General features: G+C 72.5%; 16 protein-coding genes and 2 pseudogenes. 10 read left to right on the forward strand and 8 right to left on the reverse strand.

Going from position 1 to position 23,416, the window contains the following annotated elements:
- Positions 1-76: 76 nt before the first annotated feature.
- Positions 77-529 carry an Lrp/AsnC family transcriptional regulator gene (locus N5I75_RS21960; protein ID WP_476679711.1) on the reverse strand — a complete coding sequence of 151 codons (453 nt, stop codon included), beginning with the start codon at positions 527-529 and terminating at the stop codon, positions 77-79.
- A 147-nt stretch (positions 530-676) separates the two neighbouring features.
- On the opposite strand from N5I75_RS21960, the gene N5I75_RS21965 reads away from it, so the two are divergent.
- Positions 677-1,726 (forward strand): asparaginase, encoded by a 1,050-nt coding sequence (locus N5I75_RS21965; protein ID WP_476679713.1) that lies wholly within the window; start codon positions 677-679, stop codon positions 1,724-1,726.
- Between the two features lie 17 nt (positions 1,727-1,743).
- Here the strand turns inward: N5I75_RS21965 and N5I75_RS21970 are convergent, their stop codons facing one another.
- Positions 1,744-3,066, reverse strand: coding sequence for a radical SAM protein (locus N5I75_RS21970; protein ID WP_476679715.1), 1,323 nt, complete (start codon positions 3,064-3,066; stop codon positions 1,744-1,746).
- Between the two features lie 179 nt (positions 3,067-3,245).
- On the opposite strand from N5I75_RS21970, the pseudogene N5I75_RS21975 reads away from it, so the two are divergent.
- The 4 genes and pseudogenes from N5I75_RS21975 to N5I75_RS21990 all read left to right on the forward strand — a co-directional run bounded on the left by N5I75_RS21975 (position 3,246) and on the right by N5I75_RS21990 (position 10,572).
- Positions 3,246-4,492, forward strand: a pseudogene (locus N5I75_RS21975) (FAD-binding protein).
- 193 nt (positions 4,493-4,685) lie between these two features.
- A pseudogene (locus N5I75_RS21980) lies at positions 4,686-7,501 on the forward strand (glycoside hydrolase family 2 TIM barrel-domain containing protein).
- A gap of 18 nt (positions 7,502-7,519) precedes the next feature.
- Entirely contained in the window at positions 7,520-8,473 is a 954-nt protein-coding gene (locus N5I75_RS21985) for a phosphotransferase family protein (protein WP_476679717.1), read from the forward strand.
- Positions 8,474-8,529: 56 nt separating this feature from the next.
- Positions 8,530-10,572, forward strand: a complete 2,043-nt coding sequence (locus N5I75_RS21990) for an NAD(+) synthase (RefSeq protein WP_476679719.1) — start codon at positions 8,530-8,532, stop codon at positions 10,570-10,572.
- A 15-nt stretch (positions 10,573-10,587) separates the two neighbouring features.
- On the opposite strand, the gene N5I75_RS21995 is transcribed toward N5I75_RS21990, so the two are convergent.
- Entirely contained in the window at positions 10,588-11,568 is a 981-nt protein-coding gene (locus N5I75_RS21995) for a GlxA family transcriptional regulator (RefSeq protein ID WP_476679721.1), read from the reverse strand.
- 69 nt (positions 11,569-11,637) lie between these two features.
- On the opposite strand from N5I75_RS21995, the gene N5I75_RS22000 reads away from it, so the two are divergent.
- Positions 11,638-12,609, forward strand: a complete 972-nt coding sequence (locus tag N5I75_RS22000; RefSeq protein WP_476679723.1) for an NADP-dependent oxidoreductase — start codon at positions 11,638-11,640, stop codon at positions 12,607-12,609.
- Here N5I75_RS22000 and mmuM read toward each other — a convergent pair.
- Complete coding sequence (gene mmuM / locus N5I75_RS22005) at positions 12,593-13,519, reverse strand: homocysteine S-methyltransferase (RefSeq protein WP_476679725.1); 927 nt, start codon at positions 13,517-13,519, stop codon at positions 12,593-12,595. The two genes, N5I75_RS22000 and mmuM, sit on opposite strands and share 17 nt — an antisense overlap.
- 10 nt (positions 13,520-13,529) lie before the next feature.
- Positions 13,530-14,186: a DUF4389 domain-containing protein gene (locus tag N5I75_RS22010; RefSeq protein ID WP_476679727.1), complete on the reverse strand. Its 657-nt coding sequence runs from the start codon at positions 14,184-14,186 to the stop codon at positions 13,530-13,532.
- Positions 14,187-14,283: 97 nt separating this feature from the next.
- On the opposite strand from N5I75_RS22010, the gene N5I75_RS22015 reads away from it, so the two are divergent.
- Entirely contained in the window at positions 14,284-14,655 is a 372-nt protein-coding gene (locus N5I75_RS22015) for a VOC family protein (RefSeq protein WP_476679729.1), read from the forward strand.
- Positions 14,656-14,667: 12 nt separating this feature from the next.
- Here the strand turns inward: N5I75_RS22015 and N5I75_RS22020 are convergent, their stop codons facing one another.
- The gene (locus N5I75_RS22020) at positions 14,668-15,408 is read right to left on the reverse strand and encodes a helix-turn-helix domain-containing protein (protein WP_476679731.1); all 741 of its coding nucleotides are present in this window, start codon (positions 15,406-15,408) and stop codon (positions 14,668-14,670) included.
- Complete coding sequence (locus N5I75_RS22025) at positions 15,405-16,334, reverse strand: AraC family transcriptional regulator (protein WP_476679733.1); 930 nt, start codon at positions 16,332-16,334, stop codon at positions 15,405-15,407. Before N5I75_RS22025 ends, N5I75_RS22020 begins: the two co-directional genes overlap by 4 nt.
- An 80-nt stretch (positions 16,335-16,414) precedes the next feature.
- Between N5I75_RS22025 and N5I75_RS22030 the strand changes: the two genes are divergently transcribed.
- Positions 16,415-17,272, forward strand: a complete 858-nt coding sequence (locus tag N5I75_RS22030; RefSeq protein WP_476679735.1) for an NmrA family NAD(P)-binding protein — start codon at positions 16,415-16,417, stop codon at positions 17,270-17,272.
- A gap of 24 nt (positions 17,273-17,296) precedes the next feature.
- Here the strand turns inward: N5I75_RS22030 and N5I75_RS22035 are convergent, their stop codons facing one another.
- Positions 17,297-18,487, reverse strand: a complete 1,191-nt coding sequence (locus N5I75_RS22035) for a YihY/virulence factor BrkB family protein (RefSeq protein WP_476679737.1) — start codon at positions 18,485-18,487, stop codon at positions 17,297-17,299.
- Positions 18,488-18,962: 475 nt separating this feature from the next.
- On the opposite strand from N5I75_RS22035, the gene N5I75_RS22040 reads away from it, so the two are divergent.
- Positions 18,963-21,377 (forward strand): Pls/PosA family non-ribosomal peptide synthetase, encoded by a 2,415-nt coding sequence (locus N5I75_RS22040; protein ID WP_476679739.1) that lies wholly within the window; start codon positions 18,963-18,965, stop codon positions 21,375-21,377.
- Complete coding sequence (locus tag N5I75_RS22045) at positions 21,374-23,404, forward strand: non-ribosomal peptide synthetase (protein ID WP_476679741.1); 2,031 nt, start codon at positions 21,374-21,376, stop codon at positions 23,402-23,404. Before N5I75_RS22040 ends, N5I75_RS22045 begins: the two co-directional genes overlap by 4 nt.
- The last annotated feature ends 12 nt before the right edge of the window (positions 23,405-23,416 follow it).

Here is a 23,416-nt window from a genome sequence, read left to right on the forward strand (position 1 = left end):
CCTGTGTGAGCTTCCGGTCAGCCAGTTGCTGGAACGAGGACGACCGTAGCCGGGCCCCCGCATCCCCGCCACTCATTTACTGGACCGGCAGACCCCGCGGCTCCTTCACCCGCTTCATGATGATCTGCGAGTTCACCTCGGTCACCCCGTCGAGCGTCGTCAGCCGCTCGATCCACAGGCGCTCGTACGCGGCCAGGTCCGCGACCGCGATGCGCAGGAGGCAGCCGGGGCTGCCGAAGAGGCGGTAGGCCTCGATGACGTCGGGGATGTCCTGGAGGGCGCGTTCGAACGCCTCGACGGCCGCGCGGTCGCGGCGCACCTCGATGGAGACGAGGACCTCGAAGCCGCGGCCGACGGCCCCGGGGTCGACGATCGCGCGGTACCCCTGGATCACGCCGTCCTTCTCGAGCTGGCGGACGCGGCGCATGCAGGGCGAGGGGCTGAGCCCCACGCGCTGGGCCAGCTCCTGGTTGCTGAGGCGTCCGTCGCTCTGCAGCTCACGCAAGATATGCAAGTCGATCGCGTCCATGACGCAATTGTGCGCCACGGATCGGCGGATCATGGGCCATCATTCGCAATCCGATTGCGCTCTACACGATTTATCCTTGCTGGAGATCGAACGTGCGTACCCCCACGCTCGCCACCCCCACCAGCTCCATCTCCGCGAGGCAGCCCCATGGATCGCATCCGCACGCCCAAGCGCATCACCCTCATCAGCACCGGCGGCACCATCGCCAGCCGCTGGCAGGGCACCGGTTACGCCGCCGACGCCGGCGGCGACACCGTCCTGGCGAGCGCCGCCGTGCCGGACGGGGTGGCGGTCGAGGTCGTCGACCTGTTCAACGTCAACAGCTCGCGGATGACGAGCGAGCGCCAGCTCACCCTCCTGCGCACCGTGCGCGAGGTGCTCGCCGACCCGGACGTGGACGGCATCGTCGTCACGCACGGCACGGACACCCTGGAGGAGTCCGCGTTCCTGCTCGACCTGCACCACGACGACCCGCGTCCGGTGGTCCTCACGGGCGCGCAGAAGCCGCTCGGCGCCACCGACGGCGACGGTCCGGGGAACATGTACGACGCGCTGCAGGTCGCCGCGTCCGTACGGAACCTGGGTGTCCTGGTCGTCTTCGACGGGCGGGTGCACGCCGCGCGCGGCACGGTGAAGACGCAGACGCTCGCCGCGAACGCGTTCGCCGACCCGTCGGCCGGACCGCTCGGCCGTCTCGGCTTCGGCCGGGTCGACATCCGTACCGAGGTCCGGCGCCCGGCCCCGCTCCCCGCGCCGCAGGAAGCGATACGGATACCGCGCGTCGACATCGTCATGCACCACAGCGACGCCGACCCGGCCCTCTTCGAGGCCGCGCTCGCCGCGGGCGCGCAGGGCATCGTCCTCGTCGCGACGGGCGCGGGCAACGCGACGCCGGAGTTCGTCGACGCGGTCGCCGCCGCCGTCCGCCGCGGGGTCCTGGTCGCCGTCTCCACCCGGGTCCCGGCCGGGCCGCTCGCCGAGATCTACACGGGTGGCGGCGCCGTCGACCTCGTAGCCGCCGGAGCAGTGCTCTCGGGCACGTTGCGCGCGGGACAGACCCGGATCGCCGTGCTCTCCGCGCTGCTCGCGGAGGCGGACCCGAAGACCGCGCCCGCCGCCCGCGCCGACCTGCTGCGCAGGCTGATCGCCGCGCCGCTCCCGCAGAGCGACGCGGCGGCGGACGAGAAGGCCGCCTAGACAGCCGCCGGGAGGTCTCAGACCTCCACGGCCTCCTCGTTCGGCGCGAGGCTGTCCATGAAGGACGACACGGAGAAGACCGCGCGGCCCGCGCCCGACGGGCCGTAGCCGGGCGGGGACGACAGGCCGAACTCGTCCATCGTCGAGCGGTACGCGTCGAGCAGCCGGATGTGGTACTCCAGCGGCGCGCCGTTCGGGTTCTCCTTGCCGAGCGGCGTCGTCGGCTCGGGGCACCACGTGGTGAAGCGCGGCGTGATGCCGTTCGACATGAAGAAGCGCAGGCCCTCCGTTGTGGAGGCGATCGCCTCGTCGACCGTCTTGAAGCCGAAGGGCTCGGCCATCTCGACCCCCGCGACGAAGTTCGGGATCACGTTGCGCGCGCCGAACACGTCGCGCGAGTCGAGGATGCGCTTGTGCCACTCGTCGCGGCCGACGTAGCGCTCCTTGCCCGGGCAGTACATCTTGAACAGGTACTCGTCCCACACCTCGAAGTTGGGGTGGTAGATCTGGATGCCGTAGTCCTTGAACCGCTGGACGTCGTCCTTGGGCAGCGCCTGGGCCACGACCTTGCCGATCCAGCGCCCGGGGAAGTGCTCCTCGATGGCCTTGGCGTAGCGCCCGTAGAAGTCCGCCTCGTCCAGGCCCTGCACCTTCGAGGTGATCGCGCCGCCGGTGAGGGTGTACGCGGTCGACGCCTTCGCGGTGTCGTACTGGTTGATGATGTCGAGCGCTTCGAGGACCTCGTCCACGTCCTTCACGCCCGTGTACGGGCGGCCGGCCGCCTTGTGCTGGCGCCAGTTGTGGTTGATGTCGCAGTACTGGCACTCCTCCTTGGCGCCGAAGTACTGGCAGACACGGAACGCGGTCAGGTAGATCAGGTAGCCCCACTGGATCGTCGGCGCCACCTCCATGACCGACTTCCCGTTGGAGAGCTTGTGCCGGTAGTACTCCGGCATCGGCGGCACGCCGACGTCGGCGATGCGCTTGCCGTCGAGGTAGAGGCCGAGCATGCCGTCCTCGTTCGACGCCACCCGGTACGGGGACGACGGGTTCACGCGGACCGAGACGACCGTGCGGCGCAGGTCGTAGGGGCCGCCGGTGAGGACGATCTCCTCGGGCGGGCGGCGCAGCGCGGCCTCGCCCAGCTCCGGCAGGGTGCCGTGGTCGAAGGAGAAGATGAAGTACGACTTCGGCTTGACCTCGCCGTCCTCGTTGTCGCTCAGCGCCGAGGGGTCGAAGGCGACACCGCCGCGCAGCAGGTCCTCCTTGAAGACCGCCTCTTTCGGAACGTGCGGGAAGCGCTCCATCAGGTCCTCTACCAGCGCCGTGCGGCTCTGCATCCCGTATCTCCTAGCTTCCGGCGACGTGCTTGCTGCGACAGTCATACGCGTTTCCACGGTATGCCCCCGCTTGTCACGCAATCCGGCCGGGGTCCCGGTGTTCCCGGGCACGCGTGATCCAATCTGCGGAACGCCCTAGCATTCGAGGAAGGCAGCGCACCGTGTCCGAAGCGCCCGAAGTGTCCGGAGCCGTGGCCAACTGGGCCCGCAACATCACCTTCTCCACCACCGAGCTGCACCGCCCCCGCTCCCTCGACGAGCTGCGCGCGCTCGTCGCCGGGAGCGCCCACATACGGGTCCTCGGCAGCGGCCACTCCTTCAACCGGATCGCCGACGTGGACGCCGACCGCTCGGGCGCGCTCGTCTCGCTCACCGACCTGCCCGGCTCCGTCGAGGTCGACGCGGAACGGCTGACCGTCCGGGTCGGCGGCGGCGTCCGCTACGCCGAGCTGGCGGCCGAGCTGCACGCGCACGGCCTCGCCCTGCCGAACATGGCGTCCCTCCCGCACATCTCGGTCGCCGGTTCCGTGGCGACGGGCACGCACGGCTCCGGGGTCGGCAACCGGTCCCTGGCGGAGGCGGTGCGGGCGGTGGAGATCCTGACGGCCGACGGCGAGACGGTGACGCTCGCGCGCGGGACGAGGGGTTCGAGGGCGCGGTCGTCTCGCTGGGCGCGCTCGGGGTGGTCCTGTCGCTGACGCTCGACGTGGAGCCGACCTTCGAGGTGGCGCAGCACGTGTTCGGCCGGCTGCCGCTCGCGGGGCTCGACTTCACGGCCGTCTCCTCGGCCGCGTACAGCGTGAGCATGTTCACGAAGTGGCGCGGCCCCTGGTTCGACCAGGTGTGGGTCAAGCGGCGGCTGCCCGAGCCGGTCGACTTCCCGTGGGCGGAGCCCGCGACGCAGGCGCAGCACCCGGTGCCGGGGATGGACGCGGTGCACTGCACGGAGCAGTTCGGCGTCCCCGGCCCCTGGCACGAGCGGCTTCCGCACTTCCGCGCCGGGTTCATGCCCAGCAGCGGCGACGAGCTGCAGTCCGAGTACCTGCTGCCGCGCGAGCACGCGGAGCCCGCGCTCGCGGCGCTCGACGCGGTGAGCGAGCGGATCGCGCCGGTGCTCCAGGTCTGCGAGGTGCGCACGGTCGCCGCCGACCGGCAGTGGCTGAGCCCCGCGTACGGCAGGGACACGGTCGCGTTCCACTTCACGTGGGTGGCGGACACGGAGCGTGTGCTGCCCGTCGTCTCGCTCGTCGAGGACCGGCTGCGGGAGTTCGATCCGCGTCCGCACTGGGGCAAGGTGTTCACGGCGGCGCCGGAGCGGGTCGCGGAGCGCTATCCGCACGCCGCCGACTTCGCGGCGCTGGTGCGACGGCTGGACCCGCGCGGCGTGTTCGGCAACGCGTTCGTACGGGCGCTGCTGCCGCGCTGAGGGCCTTCCGCGTGGAGCGCCTTCCGCGTGGAGGGCCAGGACTTTCGTGGCGCGGCTTGGACGGGACTCCAGGACTTTCGGGTGACTTGTTGGACTTCCGTCCCTCCGCGTGACGACGCCCTGGGGACGGGGGTAACGCTTCCTCCGGAGAGTCGGAGAGTCGGAGAGTCCAGCCCCTGCCACAAGGAGCGCCATGTCCTTCTCGTACGTCGAGGATGTCCTGCCCGGGAACGGAGCGCTGCCGCCGCGCGCCTGGTACGCGGAGTCCTCCGCCGCCTCCCTCTCCCTGAACGGCCCGTGGCGCTTCCGGCTGTCGGCGACAGCCGACGCGCACGACGCGTCCTTCGCGGCCGAGGGCTACGACGCCGGGGAGTGGGCGGAGGTGGCGGTGCCGGGCCACTGGGTGCTCCAGGGCCACGGCGCGCCGGTCTACACGAACCACCTCTACCCGTTCCCGGTCGACCCGCCGCACGTCCCGGCGGAGAACCCGACCGGCGACCACCTGCGCACCTTCGACCTGCCGGACGACTGGCCCGCGCAGGGCGGGGCGACGCTCCGCTTCGACGGCGTCGAGTCGTGCGCGCGGGTGTGGCTGAACGGCACCGGCATCGGCGAGTTCAAGGGCAGCCGCCTGCCGCACGAGTTCGCGGTCGGCCACCTCCTGAAGCCCGCCGGGAACGTCCTCGCGGTCCGGGTCCACCAGTGGTCGGCCGGCTCGTACCTGGAGGACCAGGACCAGTGGTGGCTGCCGGGCATCTTCCGCGACGTGACGCTGCTGCACCGCCCGGCACAGTGCGCGCTCGACTTCTTCGTGCACGCGTCGTACGACCACACGGCCGGTACGGGGACGCTCCGCGTGGACAGCGACGTGGACGGGCGGGTGTCGGTCCCGGAGCTGGGGGTCGAGATGTCGACGGGTGAGCCGGTGACGGTCCCCGTCCAACCGTGGACGGCGGAGACGCCGCGCCTGTACACGGGCACGCTCGACACCGGCGGCGAGCGCGTCCCGCTGCGGATCGGGTTCCGTACGGTGGCGCTGACGGACGGCCTGATCAAGGTCAACGGCGTCCCGGTCCTCTTCAAGGGCGTGAACCGGCACGAGTGGCACCCGGAGCGCGGCCGCGCCCTCGACCTGGACACCATGCGCCGCGACGTGGAGCTGATGAAGGCCCACAACATCAACGCGGTCCGCACCTCCCACTACCCGCCGCACCCGGCCTTCCTCGACCTCTGCGACGAGTACGGCCTCTGGGTCATCGACGAATGCGACCTGGAGACACACGGCTTCACCGAACAGAACTGGCGCGACAACCCGGTTGACGACGACCGCTGGACCCCGGCGCTCCTCGACCGCGCCGCCCGCATGGTCGAGCGCGACAAGAACCACCCGTCGGTGGTGCTGTGGTCGCTCGGCAACGAGGCGGGCACAGGACGCGGCCTCACGGCGATGGCGGAGTGGATCCGGGGCCGGGACCCGGAGCGCCTCATCCACTACGAGGGCGACGCCAACTGCCGTGACGTGGACGTGTATGCGCGTATGTACGCGGATCACGCGGAGGTCGACCGGATCGGCCGGGGCCTCGACGGCGGCCCGTCGCACCGCCGCGCCCTCCCCTTCATCCTGTGCGAGTACGCCCACGCGATGGGCAACGGCCCCGGCGGACTCGCCGACTACCAGCGCCTGTTCGAGACCCACGACCGGCTCCAGGGCGCCTTCGTCTGGGAGTGGATCGACCACGGGATCGCCGACGAGCGGTACGGGTACGCGTACGGCGGTGACTTCGGCGAGGAGCTGCACGACGGGAACTTCGTCTGCGACGGCCTGCTCTTCCCGGACCGGACCCCGTCCCCCGGCCTGCTGGAGTTCAAGAAGGTGATCGAGCCGGTGCGGTTCGGGATCGACGGCCCGGCGGGCACGGTGCGCGTCACCAACCGGTTCGACTTCCGCGACCTGTCGGGCCTGACCTTCACGTGGTCGTACGAGGACGAGGACGAGGGCGTCGTTGCGTCCGGGCCGCTTGCGGTGCCCGCACTCGGCCCCGGCGAGTCGACGGAGCTGAAGCTGCCGCCGTACGGCGCCGGTTCGCCGGCCGGGTGGACGGTGCGGGCCCTGGACGCGGAGGGCCATGAGGTGGCGTGGGGTCAGCCGGAGGAGAGGACGACGGTCGTACGGCTGGGAGGCTCCGTCGCGCGTCCGGTGCCCGGCGACGACCGGATCGCGGTCGGCCCCGGCGTGTTCGACGCGCGGACCGGCACGCTGCTCTCGATCGGCGGCATCGAGGTCGTGGGGCCGCGCCTCGATGTATGGCGTGCGCCCACCGACAACGACAACGGGGCGAGCTGGCAGAACGACGAGCGGCTCGGCCTGCTGTGGCGCCGCCTCGGCCTGCACCGCGTCCGCCACCGGGTCGACGCGGTGGAGGTGACGGACGACGCGCTGACCGTGCGGGGCCGTTCCGCCCCGCCGGGACCGACCTCGGCCTGCGCACCTTGTTCCGCTGGTCGGCCGACGAGGAGGCGCTGCGCCTTGCCGTCTCGGTCGTCCCCGAGGGCGACTGGCGCGTCCCGCTGCCCCGGCTCGGGGTACGGCTCGGCCTTCCGGGCGGCGCGGACGCCGTGCGCTGGTTCGGCGGCGGCCCCGGCGAGGCGTATCCGGACACGCGGGCGGCGTCCCGTACCGGCCGGTGGGAGTCGACGGTAGACGCGCTCCAGACGCCCTACGTGCGCCCGCAGGAGAACGGGGCACGGGCGGACGTGCGATGGGCCGAGCTGGGCGGGCTGCGCATCGAGGGCTCCCCCGACTTCTCCTTCACGGCCCGCCGCTGGACGACGGAACACCTGGACGCGGCCGACCACCTCACGGACCTCGTCCCCGGCGACACGGTGTGGCTGAACCTGGACCACGCCCAGCAGGGCATCGGCTCACAGTCGTGCGGCCCTGGGGTACTCCCGCAGTACCGCCTGACGGCGGGCCCCGCCGCATTCGCGTTCACGTTCCGCACGTGCTGAACTCACAGCGAGGGACAGATGAGTGCATCCATACGGGAACGGCTCGCCGCGGCGCTCGTCGCGGCGGGCGTTCCCTGGAGCGAGGTGCGGTCGTACGACGAACTCGGCGGCGGCACGTTCAACACGGTCTTCCGCGTCCGGCGTTCCGACGGCTCCGGGCTGGTCGTGAAGCTGGCGCCGGAGGCGAACGTGCCCGTACTCCGCTACGAGGAAGGCATCCTCGGCACCGAGGCGTGGTTCTACGACCTGGTACGGGACGAGGCGCCCGAGGTGCCGTTCCCGGTGGCGCTGGCACCGGCGACCGCCGGCCATCTGGTGATGTCGGAGTGCGCGGGCAGGCCCTTGCCGGAGGCGGGAGCGGTTCGGCGCGATGTACTGCGGGCCGAGTTGGGCCGGCACGTAGCCGCGCTGCACACCCTCAAAGGCACCGGCTTCGGCTACCCGGCACGCCCCCTGCTGGCCACCTGGCGGGACGCCTTCCTGGGCATGATCGACGACATCCTGCGGGACGCGGACCGGTTCGGGGTCGCACTGCCGCGCCCGGCGGACGAGATCAGGGCGCTGTTCGAGGCGCAGGGCGGGCTACTGGACGAGGTGACGACACCCCGCCTGGTCCACTTCGACCTCTGGGACGGCAACATCCTGGTCGACGACGGGCACGTCAGCGCGCTGATCGACGCGGAACGGGCCTTCTGGGGCGACCCGCTGGCGGAGTTCGTCTCCCTCGCCCTCTTCGACGACGTCGAACGGGACGAGGACTTCCTGGCTGCGTACCAGGAGGCGGGCGGCCCGGCGACGATCGACGAGGCCGGCCGCCGACGCCTCATCCTCTACCGCGCGTACCTCTACCTGATCATGTGGATCGAGTCGGCCCCGCGCCACTTCACCGAGGCCCGGGTCGAGTGGCTGCGCCGGCACGTCGTACGCCCGCTGTCCGAGATGTTCGACGCGTGGGCGGACACCTCGGGCTGACTGATCATGGGCGGGCCCCGCGCGCAGCCGTTGCGGCCGGTTGTCATGATGGAGGGGTGAACTTCCGGTCGATTTATGCTCATGGTTTCGCTCGTGTGGCCGCATGCACCGGCCAGACCTTCATCGCGGACCCGCCCGCCAACGCCGAGGCGATTCTGCGCCAGGGACGCAGATGTGCCGAGGAAGGAGTCGCCGTCGCGGTCTTTCCCGAGCTGGGGCTGACCGGGTACTCCATCGAGGATCTGTTTCTGCAGGACGCCGTCCTCGACGACGTGGAGCGGGCGCTCGCGAGCGTGGTGGAGGGGTCGGCCGAGCTGCTGACCGTGCTCGTCGTCGGGGCGCCGCTGCGGCACCGGGGGCGCGTCTACAACTGTGCCGTCGTCGTGCACAAGGGACGGATCCTCGGCGTCGCGCCCAAGTCGTACCTGCCGAACTACCGGGAGTTCTACGAGCGCCGCCAGCTCGCCCCCGGTGACGACATCCGCGGGGCGACGATCCGGGTCGGCGGGGAGGACGTCCCGTTCGGCGTAGACCTGCTGTTCGCCGCCGAGGACGTGCCGGGGCTCGTCGTGCACGTGGAGATCTGCGAGGACATGTGGATCCCCATCCCGCCTGGCGCCGAGGCGGCCCTGGCCGGGGCGACCGTCGTCCTCAATCTGTCCGGCAGCCCCATCACCGTCGGGCGCGCCGACGACCGCAAGATGCTGTGCAGCGCCGCGTCGTCCCGGTACCTGTCCGCCTACGTGTACGCCGCCGCCGGGCTCGGGGAGTCGAGCACCGATCTGTCCTGGGACGGACAGACGATGATCTACGAGAACGGGGCGCTCTGCGCCGAGACCGAGCGGTTCCCGGACGGGGACCGCGCCTCGGTCGCCGACATCGACCTGGACCTGCTGCGCCAGGAGCGCCAGCGCATGGGCACCTTCGACGAGAACCGCCGAACGCACGCCGCCCGCACCGGTGACTTCCGGACCATCTCCTTCCGGGTCGAGCCGCCCGTCGAGAAGGATCTCGGGCTGTGCCGGCGCGTCGAGCGGTACCCGTTCGTGCCCGCCGACGCGCAGCGCCTCGCCCAGGACTGCTACGAGGCGTACAACATCCAGGTCGCCGGGTTGCAGCAGCGGCTCGGTGCCATCGGGAACCCGAAGGTCGTCATCGGGGTGTCCGGTGGGCTCGACTCCACGCACGCGCTCATCGTCGCCGCCCGCGCCATGGACCGCGCGGGACGGCCCCGCAGCGACATCCTCGCCTTCACCATGCCGGGCTTCGCCACCGGCGACCACACCAAGAGCAACGCCCACAAGCTGATGAAGGCGCTCGGCGTCACCGCCGCCGAACTGGACATCACCGACACCGCCCGGCTGATGCTCAAGGAGATGGACCACCCGTTCTCCTCCGGTGAGCCGGTGTACGACGTCACCTTCGAGAACGTGCAGGCCGGTCTGCGCACCGACTACCTCTTCCGCCTCGCCAACCAGCGGGGCGGCATCGTCCTCGGCACCGGCGACCTCTCCGAGCTGGCGCTCGGCTGGTGCACGTACGGCGTCGGCGACCAGATGAGCCACTACAACGTCAACGGCGGCGTGCCGAAGACGCTGATCCAGCACCTCATCCGGTGGGTCGTGAGCAGTGATCTCTTCGGGGAGGAGGCCGGAAAGATCCTGACCGCGATCCTCGACACCGAGATCAGCCCCGAACTGGTCCCCGGTGAGGAGCTCCAGTCGACCGAGTCGAAGATCGGCCCGTACGCGCTGCACGACTTCACCCTGTTCTACGTGCTGCGCCACGGCTTCCGGCCCTCGAAGATCGCGTTCCTGGCCTGGCACGCCTGGCGCGACCAGGAGGCCGGTGAGTGGCCGCCCGGCTTCCCCGAGTCCGACCGCGGCTCCTACGACCTCGCGGAGATCCGGCACTGGCTGGAGTACTTCTGCAAGCGGTTCTTCGGGTTCGCCCAGTTCAAGCGGTCCGCGATGCCGAACGGGCCGAAGGTCTCCGCCGGTGGCTCGCTCTCCCCGCGCGGCGACTGGCGCGCCCCGTCCGACAGCAACCCCCGGGCCTGGCTGCGGGACCTCGACCGCTGGGAGTGGCCCACCGACTGACACCCACCCCGGGGTTCAGACGGGCGTCGCCTCGTTGCGGAACGTGCGGCGGTACGCGCGCGGCGACACCCCGATCGCCGCCTGCAAGTGCTGTCGCAGCGACGTGCCCGTGGCGAAGCCGACCTCCGCCGCGATCCGGTCCACGGGCAGGTCGGTTGATTCCAGGAGGTGGCGGGCGCGGTGCACGCGCTGCTGGATCAGCCAGCGGCCGGGGCTCGTGCCCGTCTCCTCCTGGAAGCGGCGGGCGAACGTCCGCCGGCTCATCCGGGCGTGCGCCGCCAGCTCGCGGAGGGCCAGCGGCTGGTCGAGGCGTTCGAGGGCCCAGGCGCGGGTGGCGGCGGTGCCGGTGTCGGCCTCGTCGGGCACGGGCTGCTCGATGTACTGGGCCTGGCCGCCGTCGCGCCAGGGCGGGACGACGCAGTGCCGGGCCACCCGGTTGGCGACCGCGCTGCCGTGGTCGGAGCGGACGACGTGCAGGCACGCGTCGACGCCGGACGCCGCGCCCGCCGAGGTCAGGACGGGGCCGTCGTCGATGAACAGCACGTCGGGGTTGAGGTCGACGTGCGGGAACAGGGTGCGGAAGTGGTCCGCGAGCGCCCAGTGCGTCGTCGCGGTGCGGCCCTCAAGAAGGCCGGCCGCCGCGAGGGTGAACGCGCCCGTGCAGATGGAGACGATGCGCGTACCGGGGCGGATGCGGGCGAGCGCGGCGCGCACCTCGTCCGGCAGGTCGGCGGAGAGCCGCCGCAGGTCGTAGGGCGGGACCACCACCGTGTCGGCGCTCTCCAGCGCCTCCGGGCCGTGCTCGACCGTGATCGTGAAGTCCGCGTCCGTCCGCACCGTGCGCCGCTCCGACGCCGCGCACGTCACCACCTCGTAGGCGCCCGGCACCAGCGGGAAGACGCGGTTCGGGATGCCCAGCTCGAAGGGGTAGACGCCGTCGAGCGCGAGGGTGACGACGCGGTGCGGGCGAGCGGTCAGCGGTATGTCGGAGCGCATGGCACGATGTTATCGGTTGATGGCAAACTTGCCATTGCCGAGGTCGGGGGCCCGGGGCAGGCTGGCCCCATGACCAGCAACGACACCACCACCGGCAAGCCCACGATGACCGCCCTCACCCAGGACACCCTCGGCGACCCCGGCGTCCTGCGCGAGGCCGAGCTGCCCCGCCCCGAACCCGGCATCGGCCAGATCCTCGTCGCCGTGCACGCCGCCGGGCTCAACCCCACCGACTGGAAGCACCGCGAGTCCGGCCTCTTCCTGGGGCAGCCGCCGTTCACGCTCGGCTGGGACGTGTCCGGCACCGTCGAGGCGGTCGGCCTGGGTGTCTCCCTCTTCTCCCCCGGCGACGAGGTCATGGGCATGCTGCCCTACCCCTACGGCGCCGGTTCGCACGCCGAGTACGTGGCCGGGCCCGCCCGCGCCTTCGTGCCCAAGCCCGCCGGGCTGAGCCACGTCGAGGCGGGCGCGCTGCCGCTCGCCGCGCTGACCGCGTGGCAGGCGCTCGTCGACAACGCACAGGTGCAGGCCGGGCAGCGGGTGCTGGTGCACGCCGCCGCCGGTGGCGTCGGGCATCTCGCGGTGCAGATCGCGAAGGCGCGCGGCGCGTACGTCATCGGGACGGCCAGCGCCGCCAAGCACGACTTCGTGCGCGGCCTGGGCGCGGACGAGGTCATCGACTACCGCGCCGTCGACTTCACGGAGGAGGCGCACGACATCGACGTCGTCCTCGACTCCCTGGGCGGTGACAACGCCCTGCGCTCCCTCGGAGTACTGAGGCCGGGCGGCATCCTCGTCTCGATCCTGCCCGAGAAGTGGGGTCAGGTTCCGCCGCGCGCACAGGAGTTGGGGGTGCGCGCCCGGTTCATGCTGGTCGAGCACGACCAGGCGGGCATGGCGGCGGTCGCCGGGCTCGCCGCGTCGGGGCAGCTGCGCGCGCACATCGCGCAGACCTACCCGCTCGCCGAGGCGGCCAAGGCGCACGCGGAGGGCGAGACGGGCCGCGTCACGGGCAAGCTGGTGTTCACCGTCCGCCCGTAGCGCCTCCGCCCCGGACGGCCCGGGTCACCTCGGTGATCACACCCGGGCCGATCCGGCAGCACCCCCCGACCAGGCGCGCCCCGCCGGACCGCCACCGCTCCACCCGCCCGGGGCCGAACGTCGACCGGCCCGTCCAGCGGCGCGCCTCCGCGTCCCATCTCTCGCCGCTGTTCGGGTAGACGACCACCGGTTTGCCGGTGACCCGCGCGGCGACGGCCACGGCGTGGTCCGCGTCCTCCGGCGCGCAGCAGTTCACCCCGACGGCCACGATCTCCTCCGCGTCGGCGGCGAGCGCGAACGCCTCCTCCAGGGGCTGCCCGGCGCGGGTCCGGTCGCCGATGACGCTGTACGAGAGCCAGGCCGGCACCCCGAGCCCGCGCACGGCCCGAAGGAGCGCCCGTGCCTCGTCCGCGTCCGGCACCGTCTCCAGGGCGAGCACGTCGGGGCGCGCCGCCGCCAGGACCTCAAGGCGGGGCCGGTGGAACCGTTCGAGCTCCGCCACGCTCAGCCCGTACCGCCCCCGGTACTCGGAGCCGTCGGCCAGCATCGCCCCGTACGGGCCCGCCGACGCGGCCACCCACAACGGCCGGTCCGCCCCGGCCTCGCGCGCCCCGCGCCGCGCCAACTCCACGCTCAGTGCCATGAGTTCGGCTGCCCGCTCGCGTCCGATGCCGTGCGTGGCGAACCCCTCGAACGTGGCCTGGTAGCTCGCGGTGATGGCGACGTCCGCGCCCGCCGCGTAGTACGTGCGGTGTGCCGCGACGATCGCCCCGGGCTCCTCGGCGAGCAGCCGCGCCGACCACAGCGCGTCGCTCAGGTCGTGCCCGGCGGCCTCCAGCTGGTTGGAGAGGCCGCCGTCCAGGACGAGGGTCCGGCCGTCGGCGAGGGCGTCGGCGAGCGTGCTGGTCATGCCTCCGACTCTACGACCACGGCTCGCGCTCGCCCTGGTCCAGGCGGAACGGCGGGTAGACGTCCGTCATCAGGGACCCGTAGGCGAGGACCCGGGCCGCGTAGCGGTGCAGGCCGACGTTGAGGTCGTACAGGCCGCGCGGGTACAGGTTGGTGAAGAGCAGGGCGACACCCGCGTAGAAGGTGATGAGGGCCGCCAGGCCGCCGCCGGTGGTGGAGCCGCCGACGAACATCGACACCACGAGGTACTGCGGCACCACGAGCAGCCAGCCCTTGACGAGGACCAGGCCGCGGGAGAGCTGCTCCGGGTAGGCGATGTCGAGGCGCGCCGGATAGCCGGGGACGGCGGCCAGCGTGAACGGCGGGTAGCGGTCGGTGCCGAGGCTGCCGTACGCGTAGTAGGAGACGCGCCAGGCCCAGCGCAGCACTCCGAGGTTGAAGTCGAACAGCGCCCTCGGGTAGCGCGTCGTGAACAGGATCGCGAACCAGGCGATCACCTCCACGACCACGAAGGCCACGAAGAGGAGGGCCAGGACGAGGTAGTGCGGCAGGGCGAGCAGCCACTTCACCAGCCAGAGCCAGCGCGAGAGCACCGGCTCGTAGTCGGCTTCCAGGGTGACGGGGCTCGCCGGGTGCGGGCTCTTGGCGGTCGCCGTTGCTGTGGACATGCCTCCGCTGTACGACCGTCGGATGCGGTCCACAAGGAGACGCGGGGCGTCCGTTTCGTACAAGACCGGGCGGCGTACGGCGGCCTACGGTGCGGGCATGACCGACAGCATCGTCGTCCGTATGGACGCCATCGGAATCGCCGCCACTGATCTGGCCGCCTCGCTCGCGTACTACCGTCTCCTGGGGCTCACGTTCCCCGAGGGGGCGGAGGGACTGCCGCACGTGGAGACGGAGCTGCCCGGCGGCATCCGGCTCATGTTCGACCCGGAGGAGAGCGCCGCCGGGCGCGGCCGGGGGCGGATCTCGCTCGCCTTCCACTGCGGGGACGCGGCCGGGGTCGACGCCGCGTACGCGCTGCTCACCGGCGCCGGGCACCACGGCGAGGCCAAGCCGTGGGACGCGGTCTGGGGGCAGCGGTACGCGGTCGTCCTCGATCCGGACGGGAACGAGACGCACCTGTTCGCCTGAGTGAGCCGGGTCTCAGGTGAGGTCGCTGAGCGTTTGTCCGGTCAAGTCCCGTACGTCGCGCGCGAGATGGGCCTGGTCCGTGTACCCGGCGCGGACCGCCGTCTCCGCGAACGGGACGCCCGTACGGGCCAGCGCGAGCGCCCGCTGCAGCCGCAGGACCCGGGCGAGCGTCTTGGGCCCGTAGCCGAACGCGGCCAGTGAGCGGCGGTGCAGGCGCCGGGTGCTGAGGCCCGCCGCCTCGGCCGTCTCGGTGACGGTGCGGCCCGCGGCCAGGGCGGTGACGATCCCGGCGAGCAGCGGGTCCGGCGGTCCGGCGGCGGCGGCGAGGCGGACCGCGGCGCGTTCCAGTGCGGCGGCGGGGTCCGGGGCGGCGTCGATCCGTTCGGTGAGGCGGCGGGCCTCGGCGCCCCGCCACACCTCCGCCAGATCGGCTCGCGCGTCGGTGAGCTCGTGCGCCGGTACGCCGAGGTGGGCGGGGGCCGTGCCGGGGGCGAACCGGATGCCCGCGTAGGTGCGCCCCGGGCCGCCGGCGGAGACGTACGCGCGCGTGTCGGGACCGGCGACGAACAGCCGGCCCTCGCTCCAGATCAGGTCCATGCAGCCGTCGGGCAGGACGGGGTGGGCGCCGCCCCCGGCATCGGCGGTCCGGGTCCACAGCACGGCGCCGGGGACCCGGCTCGCCCGCTCCTCGTACGCCCCGGTGGACGTTCCGGTGGACGCCCCGGTGGACGTCCCGGTGGACGTCCCGCTCATGGCCGGTACTCCTGCGGGCTGACGCCGTGGACCCGTTTGAACGCGCTGGACAGGGCGAACGCGCTGCCGTAGCCGACCTTGCGGGCGATCGCCGCCACGGTCAGGTCGCTGTCGCGCAGCAGGTCGGCGGCGAGGGCGAGGCGCCAGTTCGTCAGATACGTCATCGGGGGCTCGCCGACGGCGGTGGTGAAGCGGCGGGCGAGCGAGGCGCGGGAGACGCCGGTCTTCGCGGCGAGGGCGGCGACCGTCCAGGGGCGGGCCGGATCGTCCTGGATCAGCCGCAGGGCCGGTCCGGCGACAGGGTCGGCCAGCGCGCGGTACCAGGCGGGCGGGTCCGCGTCCGGGCGGGAGAACCAGGCGCGGAGCGACGCGATGAGCAGCAGGTCGAGGAGGCGGTCGAGGACGACGTCCTGGCCGGGCTCGTCCTTGCCGATCTCCTCGGCGAGCAGCGGCGTCAGCGGGCACCGCCACACCTCGGTGGGCAGGACGAGGACGGGCGGCAGGGCGTCGAGGAGGCGGGCGGTGAGTTCGCCGCGCATCTGGTAGGTGCCGATGAGCAGCTGCGCGGGCCCGTCCGGGGACTCGCCCCAGCTGCGGACCCCGAGGTCCCGGTAGCGGCCCGCGTGCGCGGGGCCGAGCGGGCGGCAGACCTGCCCCGGGCCGATCTCGGCGCGCGGGGCGGTCGCCGGGTCGTCGCAGCAGACATACGGGTCCGGACCGCGGGCGATCGCGATGTCGCCGGGGCGCAGGCGCCGGGCGGGCCCGTCCCCCGCGGGCAGGATCCAGGACTCCCCCTCGACCATGATCATGACGGTCAGCGGTGCCTCGTCGGCGATCCGCACCGACCAGGGCAGCTCGAAGCAGGCCCGGATCATGAAGGCCCCCCGGGCCCGCGGGCCCTCCAGGAGCCCCGCGAGTACGTCCACGGAGCCAGCGTAGACGGACGCGCATGGGGGTGAGCGGCTCGCGGATGTCCCGGGCGGCGGGCGGGCGGTTGAGTGGAGCCATGACAGAGACAGCGGGCAAGACGACGAGCGGCACGACGACGGTACTGGTGACCGGGGCGACCGGTCGGACGGGGCGGCGGGTCGCGGACGCGGCACGCGCCGCCGGGCTCACGGTGCGGGCCGCGTCCCGCTCGGGCGCGGTGCGGTTCGACTGGGCGGACCCGGCGACGTGGGACGCGGCGCTGCGCGGCGCGGACGGGGCGTATCTGGCGTTCCCGTCGGACATCGGGGCGCCGGACGCGGCGGACGCGGTCGGCGCGCTGGCCCGGCGGGCGGTGTCGCTCGGCGTCCGGCGGCTCGTCCTGCTCTCGGCGCGCGGGGAGGACCGGGCGCGCCCGGCCGAGGAGGCGCTGGCCGCGTCCGGGGCGGAGTGGACGGTCCTGCGGTGCGCCTGGTTCGACCAGAACTTCAGCGAGGGCCCGCTCCTGGAGCAGGTGCGCGGCCCCGAACTGGCCTTCGCGGCCCCGGCCGCGCTCCGCGAACCGTTCATCGACGTGCGGGACATCGCGGAGGTGGCGGTGGCGGTACTGCGCCCGCCGTCGGGGCGGTACCCGGGGCAGACCCTGGAGCTGACCGGGCCCGAGCTGCTGACCTGGGCCGAGGCGCTGGCGGCGGTGGCCCGCGCGACGGGCACGGAGAAGCGGTACGTGCCGGTTCCGGCCCCCGACTACGGCGCGGCCCTGGCCGGGCTCGGCGTGCCGGAGGAGGAAGTGGGCTTCCTGGTGGACCTGTTCACCACACTCCTCGACGGACGCAACGCGTCGGTGACGGACGGGGTGGCCCGGGTCCTGGGCCGTGCGCCGCGCCGGTTCGCGGAGTACGCGCGGGAGACGGCTGCCGCGGGGAGCTGGAAGTAGGGCCCCGCGCGCAAGAGCCCGGGGCTACTCGTCCTCGTCCTCCGTCTCGTGCGGTGTGTCCCCCTGGCGGCGGGCGTGGGTGCGCAGGCGGGAGGTGACGTCCTCCGGGGGGAGGAACTTCGACCAGCGTTCGGGGAACTCCGAGGGCATGTCGGGGTCGCCGAGGCCGTCGTCGGCGCCGTCGATGTCGTCCAGTTCGTCGGGGTCGTCCGAGTAGCCGGAGCGGGCCGCGGCGCGGGACAGGTAGTGGGCGGCGGTCGCGGTGCGGACCCGCTCGTTGGCGGCGCGCGCCGCGGCCGTGGCGACGGAGGGCCAGACCCGGTCGATCGCCGCGTTGACCGCGGCGCCGACGAGGACGGCGAACGCGGAGACGCCGATCCACAGCAGGACGGCGACGGGCGCGGCGAGGGAGCCGTAGATCGTCGGGCCCTCGATGGTGTTGGTGAGGTAGAGGCGGAGCAGGAAGCTGCCGGGGATCCACATCGCGAGGGCGGTCAGCGCGCCGGGAACGTCCTCGATCCACGGGGAGCGGACGGGCACTGACACGTGGTACAGGGTGGTCAGGAAGGCGACCGACAGGACGAGGACGACCGGCCAGTAGAGGATCTGGACGACCGTCTCCGACCAGGGGACGAGGCCGATCACCGCGTCGGGGCCCGCGATCATCAGCGGCAGCGCCACCGAGCCGACGACGAGCCCGATGAGGAAGAGCAGGAACGCCAGGAGGCGGGTCTTGACGATGCCCCGGACGCCGTCGAGCCCGTACATCACGGTGACCGTGTCGACGAAGGTCGAGACCGCGCGCGAGCCGGACCACAGGGAGATCAGGAAGCCGATGGAGATGACGTCGGGGCGGCCGCCCTTGATGACGTCGTCCAGGATCGGCTGGGCGATCTCCTTGACGCCCTGGTCGGTGAGGACCGTGCGGGACGCCTCCAGGATGTTGTCGCGGACGCCCGCGATCGTGTCGGCGCCGGTCCAGGAGTCGACGTAGGCGAGCAGCCCGACGAGGGACAGGAGCAGGGGCGGGACGGAGAGCAGCGTGAAGAACGCCGCCTCGGCCGCGAGGCCCAGGATGCGGTACTCCATGCACGAGTTGACGGTGTCCTTGAGCAACAGCCAGGCAGTCCTGCGCTTGGAGACGTTCTCGTAGAGAACGCGGGCCCGGTGGAGACGGCCGGACGGCGGTGGGGGAGATTCACTTGCTGGCTGCACGTCCTAAAGGTATCCGCCGCCGGCCGGTGTACCCATCCCCCGGGGCCCCGGCCTGCGCGTTCGCCGCGGTGGCCGGATAACGCGGGCGCGCCGAACGGAGCCGGAAGAAGTGATTGCACGGCCGTTCCGGTGAGTTCCGAGGCACATCGCCCGCCCCCGCCGCCCATTCGGCATGACCTCGCCATACGTAAACAATCGGAAATCGCCAATACTTGAAACCGACTTGAACCGCTCATGAATCGTTGGAAAGAATCCCGATCGTATTCAATGTGCTCATCGGCGGATCGCCGGAGCACATTCCACGGGGGGACGTACAGCCGGGGGGGCTGTCCAGGTCACCAGCCACACCGCCGGTGACCTGCTTCATCCGCGTTGCTCCTCACGCATGTCGCACATCCATCACACGCCCGGCTCTCCGTGCATTCCGCCATTTCCGAAACAGCGGAGAACAGGGGCAACAGCACGAGGAGCTCATGTGGCGAACGGCACCGAACGCGTGCTCGCCGAAGTCCTGGCCGGTGTCGTCCGTGTGGACCACGTACCGCCGGACAGTCACTTCTTCGACGATCTGTGCGCCAACTCTCTTGTCATGGCGCATTTCTGCGCGCGGGTCCGCAAGAACGCGGACCTGCCGGCGGTCTCGATGAAGGACGTCTACGGCCACCCGACGATCCGGTCCCTGGCCGCCGCCCTCGACGGGGCACCGGCGGCGAAGGCGGTGGCGGCCGAGCCACCGCCACCGCCCGGCAGCACGCCCCGCTACCTGATGTGCGGGGCGCTCCAGTTGCTGGCCTTCCTTCTGTACTGCGCGGGCGCGGGCGCGCTCACCGCCCGCGGCTTCGTCTGGGTGCACGACGGGACGGGCCTCGTCGACGTCTACCTGCGCTCGGCGCTGCTCGGCGCCGCGGTGTTCACTGGCGCGTGCACGGTCCCCGTCGTCGCGAAGTGGGTGCTGGTCGGGCGCTGGCGGGAGACGGAGTTCCCCGTGTGGAGCCTCGCCTACGTCCGCTTCTGGCTGGTGAAGTCGCTGCTGCACGCCAGCCCGGTGGCCCTGTTCGTCGGCAACCCGGTCTACGTGCTCTATCTGCGGGCGCTCGGCGCCCGGATCGGCCCGGGGGTGACGATCCTGTCCCGCTCCGTCCCGGTCTGCACCGACCTGCTGACGATCGGCGCGGGCAGTGTGCTCCGCAAGGAGTGCTCCTTCCTCGGCTACCGCACCCACGCGGGCCGTGTCCGCACCGGCCCGGTCACGCTCGGCCGCGACGTCCTCGTCGGCGAGCGGACCGTCCTCGACATCGGTACGTCGATGGGCGACGGCGCCCGGCTCGGCCACGCCTCCGCGCTCTACGACGGCGCCGCCGTACCGGCCGCGGAGTACTGGCACGGCTCCCCCGCCGAACCCGCCGGCCTCGACCACGACCGCGTACCGGCCGCCACCTGCTCGACCGGGCGCCGCGCCCTGTACGCGGCCGGCGGGCTGCTCCAGGCGCTGCTCGTCACCGTCCCGCTCGCGATCGGCGGCAGCGAGCTGCTGCTCACCGAGGTGCCCGCGCTCGACGCGCTGCTCGACCCCGCCGCGCACCATCTGACCTCGGCCGCGTTCTACGGCCAGGCACTCGGTCTGTCGGTCGCCGGGTTCCTCGCGTTCCTCCTGCTCGGGCTCGCCGCCGTGACCCTCGTCCCGCGCGCGCTGCGGCCGCTGCTGCGGCCCGGCCGGACGTATCCGCTGTACGGGCCGCACTACTCGGTCCAGCGGACGATCGCGCGGCTGACCAACCTCAGGTTCTTCACCTGGCTGTGCGGCGACAGCTCGTACATCGTTCCCTACCTGCGCTCCATCGGGTACGACCTGTCGCGGGTCGAGCAGACCGGGTCGAACTTCGGCACCGAGGTGCGGCACGAGTCGCCGTACCTCACGACGGTCGGCAGCGGCACGATGGTCGCCGACGGGCTCTCGGTGATGAACGCCGAGTTCTCCGCCACGTCGTTCCGCGTCGCCCGCACCGCCATCGGGGCGCACAACTTCCTCGGCAACCACATCGCCTACCCGCCGGGCGGCCGGACCGGCGAGAACTGCCTGCTCGCGACCAAGGTGATGGTGCCGCTCGACGGTCCGGTGCGGGAGGGCGTGGGGCTGCTCGGCTCGCCGCCGTTCGAGATCCCGCGCACCGTCGAGCGCGACACCCGCTTCGACCACCTGCGCGAGGGCGAGGAGCTGCGGCGCGGGCTGTCCGCGAAGAACCGCTACAACCTGCGCTCGATGGGGCTCCATCTGTTCCTGCGGTGGCTGCACTCGTTCGCCGTCACGCTGATCGCTCTCGCCGCCTTCGACCTGTACGACGTGGCGGGCGGGCTGCTGATCGGCGCCTCGCTCGTCGCCGGTCTCGCCTTCAGCACCGGCTACTACATCCTCGTGGAGCGGGTCATCTGCCGCTTCCGGCCGCTCGAGCCGCGGCTGTGCTCCATCTACGACCCGTACTTCCGCTGGCACGAACGGCTGTGGAAGGTGCCGAGCCACCACCTCGCGGTGTTCAACGGGACCCCGTTCAAGAACGTGGTGTGGCGGCTGCTCGGCGTCCGAGTCGGCCGTCGGGTCCTCGACGACGGCGCCGCGATCACCGAGCGCACCCTCGTCACCATCGGCGACGACGCCACCCTCTCCGCGCAGACGACCGTGCAGTCCCACTCGCAGGAGGACGGCACCTTCAAGTCCGACCACATCACGATCGGCGCGGGCGCCACCGTCGGCACCGGCGCCCTGGTCCATTACGGCGTCACGCTCGGCGACGGCGCCGTCCTCGCCCCGGACTCCTTCCTGATGAAGGGCGAACAGGTGCCTCCAGGGGCGCGCTGGGGCGGCAACCCGGCGGCGGGGAGGCAGGGGCGATGACCATCGCAGAGTACGAAGTGGCGGTCGCGGAGGGCCTGTCGGTCACTCCCTCCGCTGTGTCCGCCGCGCACGAGCGGGTGCTCGCCGCGCTGTCCGCCGAGCGCGACGACACCCTGCTCGGGGTGCGGGTCGAGGGCGGCGTCCTGCGCCTTCGCTACCGCGCCGACCGGCTCGACGCCGAGGCCGCCGCCCGGATCGCGGGCTACCACCTCGCCGCGCTCGCCGACCCGGGACGGCTCCGCCGCAGCCTGCTGTCCGAGAGCGAACTCCGCTACCAGCTCTACGAGTTGGCGGAGGGGCCGCGCCGCGAACTGCCCGACCGGCGCGTGCACGAGCTGATCGAGGAGCGGGCCGCCGCCCACCCGGACAGGGTGGCCGCCGTCGCGCGGGACGAGCGGTGGACGTACGGGGAGCTGAACGCGCGGGCGAACCGGATCGGGCGGGCGCTGCTCGCGCGCGGGCTGCGGCCCGAGGGCGTCGTCGCCGTCATCAGCGAACGGAACCTGGACTGGCTCGCCACCGTCCTCGGCGTGCTCAAGGCGGGCGGCGCCTATCTGCCCGTCGAGCCGCACTTCCCGGCCGCCCGCATCGCCAGGACGCTCGACCGGGCGGGCTGCGACCTCGTCGTCGCCGAGGAGGGCGGGACCCTGTCGGTGGCCGAGGCGTACGCGGAGGGCCGGCCGGACGGCGACCTCGGCGTCCCGGTCGGCGCCGACCGGCTCGCCTACCTCTACTTCACCTCGGGCTCCACCGGCGAGCCCAAGGGCGCCATGTGCGAGCACGCCGGGTTCCTCAACCACGTACGCGCCAAGCTCGACGACCTCGGGGTCGGCGCCAGGGACGTCGTGGCGCAGACCGCGCCGCAGTGCTTCGACATCTCCCTGTGGCAGCTGCTCGCCGCGCTGGTCGTGGGCGGGCGGACGCACCTCGTGGAGCAGGAGGCGATCCTGGACGTGCCGCGCTTCGTCGACACGATCGAGCGGGGCCGGGTCAATGTGCTCCAGGTCGTGCCGTCGTACCTGGAGGCCGTCCTCGCCGAACTCGACGCCCACCCGCGCGAACTGCCCGACCTGCGCTGCGTGTCGGTGACCGGCGAGGCCGTGAAGAAGGAGCTGGTCCGGCGCTGGTTCGCCGCCCGGCCCGGGGTGCGGCTCGTCAACGCGTACGGGCTGACCGAGACCTCCGACGACACCAACCACGAGGTCATGGACCGGGTGCCCGAGCACGCGAGGGTGCCGCTCGGGCGGCCCGTCGCCAACGTACGGATCTACGTCGTCGACGAGGACCTGGTGCCCGTGCCGCTCGGCGCGCCCGGCGAGATCGTCTTCTCGGGCGTCTGCGTCGGACGCGGCTACGTCAACGACCCCGAACGCACGCGGGCCGCCTTCGGCGAGGACCCGTACCGGCCCGGCGAGCGGCTCTACCGCAGCGGCGACCACGGGCGCTGGCTGCCCGACGGGAAACTGGAGTTCCTCGGCCGCAGGGACGGGCAGGTGAAGATCCGCGGGTTCCGCGTCGAGCTCGGCGAGATCGAGAACGCGCTGCTCCGGGTGGACGGCGTCCGCGACGGCGCGGTGATCGTCGTACGGGGCAGCCAGCTCGCCGCGTTCTGCACGGGGCCGCGCCCGGTGGACGCCGGGACCGTGCGCGCACGCCTCGCCGAGTCCCTGCCCGCCTACATGGTCCCGGCCGTCGTGCACTGGCGCGAGGCGCTCCCGCTCACCGCCAACGGCAAGACCGACCGGCGCGCGCTCACCGCACTCGCCGAACAGCTCGACGGGGCGACGGAGCCCCCGGACACGGAGACCGAACGACGGCTCGCCCGCGCCTGGGGAGACGTGCTCGGCGTCCCCGCCGGCCGCATCGGCCGCCGCGACCACTTCTTCGACCTCGGCGGCTCGTCGCTCTCCGCCGTGAAGCTCGTGATCGCCCTGGACCGGGTGATCGCCCTCAAGGACGTCATCCGCCATCCGGTCCTCGCGGATCTCGCGGGACTGCTCGACCGGAGGACCGCTCAGCGCCAGTGACCAGCGCCACTG

Source organism: Streptomyces sp. R818 (assembly GCF_056172735.1).

Excerpts from the sequence above, each read along its gene's own strand:
- N5I75_RS21970 (WP_476679715.1), bottom strand. The coding sequence starts at position 3,066 with ATGCAGAGCCGCACGGCGCTGGTAGAGGACCTGATGGAGCGCTTCCCG.
- N5I75_RS21965 (WP_476679713.1), top strand. The coding sequence starts at position 677 with ATGGATCGCATCCGCACGCCCAAGCGCATCACCCTCATCAGCACCGGC.
- N5I75_RS22030 (WP_476679735.1), top strand. The coding sequence starts at position 16,415 with ATGACAGAGACAGCGGGCAAGACGACGAGCGGCACGACGACGGTACTG.
- N5I75_RS21985 (WP_476679717.1), top strand. The coding sequence starts at position 7,520 with ATGAGTGCATCCATACGGGAACGGCTCGCCGCGGCGCTCGTCGCGGCG.
- mmuM (WP_476679725.1), bottom strand. The coding sequence starts at position 13,519 with ATGACCAGCACGCTCGCCGACGCCCTCGCCGACGGCCGGACCCTCGTC.
- N5I75_RS22010 (WP_476679727.1), bottom strand. The coding sequence starts at position 14,186 with ATGTCCACAGCAACGGCGACCGCCAAGAGCCCGCACCCGGCGAGCCCC.
- N5I75_RS21960 (WP_476679711.1), bottom strand. The coding sequence starts at position 529 with ATGGACGCGATCGACTTGCATATCTTGCGTGAGCTGCAGAGCGACGGA.
- N5I75_RS21995 (WP_476679721.1), bottom strand. The coding sequence starts at position 11,568 with ATGCGCTCCGACATACCGCTGACCGCTCGCCCGCACCGCGTCGTCACC.
- N5I75_RS22015 (WP_476679729.1), top strand. The coding sequence starts at position 14,284 with ATGACCGACAGCATCGTCGTCCGTATGGACGCCATCGGAATCGCCGCC.
- N5I75_RS22020 (WP_476679731.1), bottom strand. The coding sequence starts at position 15,408 with ATGAGCGGGACGTCCACCGGGACGTCCACCGGGGCGTCCACCGGAACG.
- N5I75_RS22045 (WP_476679741.1), top strand. The coding sequence starts at position 21,374 with ATGACCATCGCAGAGTACGAAGTGGCGGTCGCGGAGGGCCTGTCGGTC.
- N5I75_RS22000 (WP_476679723.1), top strand. The coding sequence starts at position 11,638 with ATGACCAGCAACGACACCACCACCGGCAAGCCCACGATGACCGCCCTC.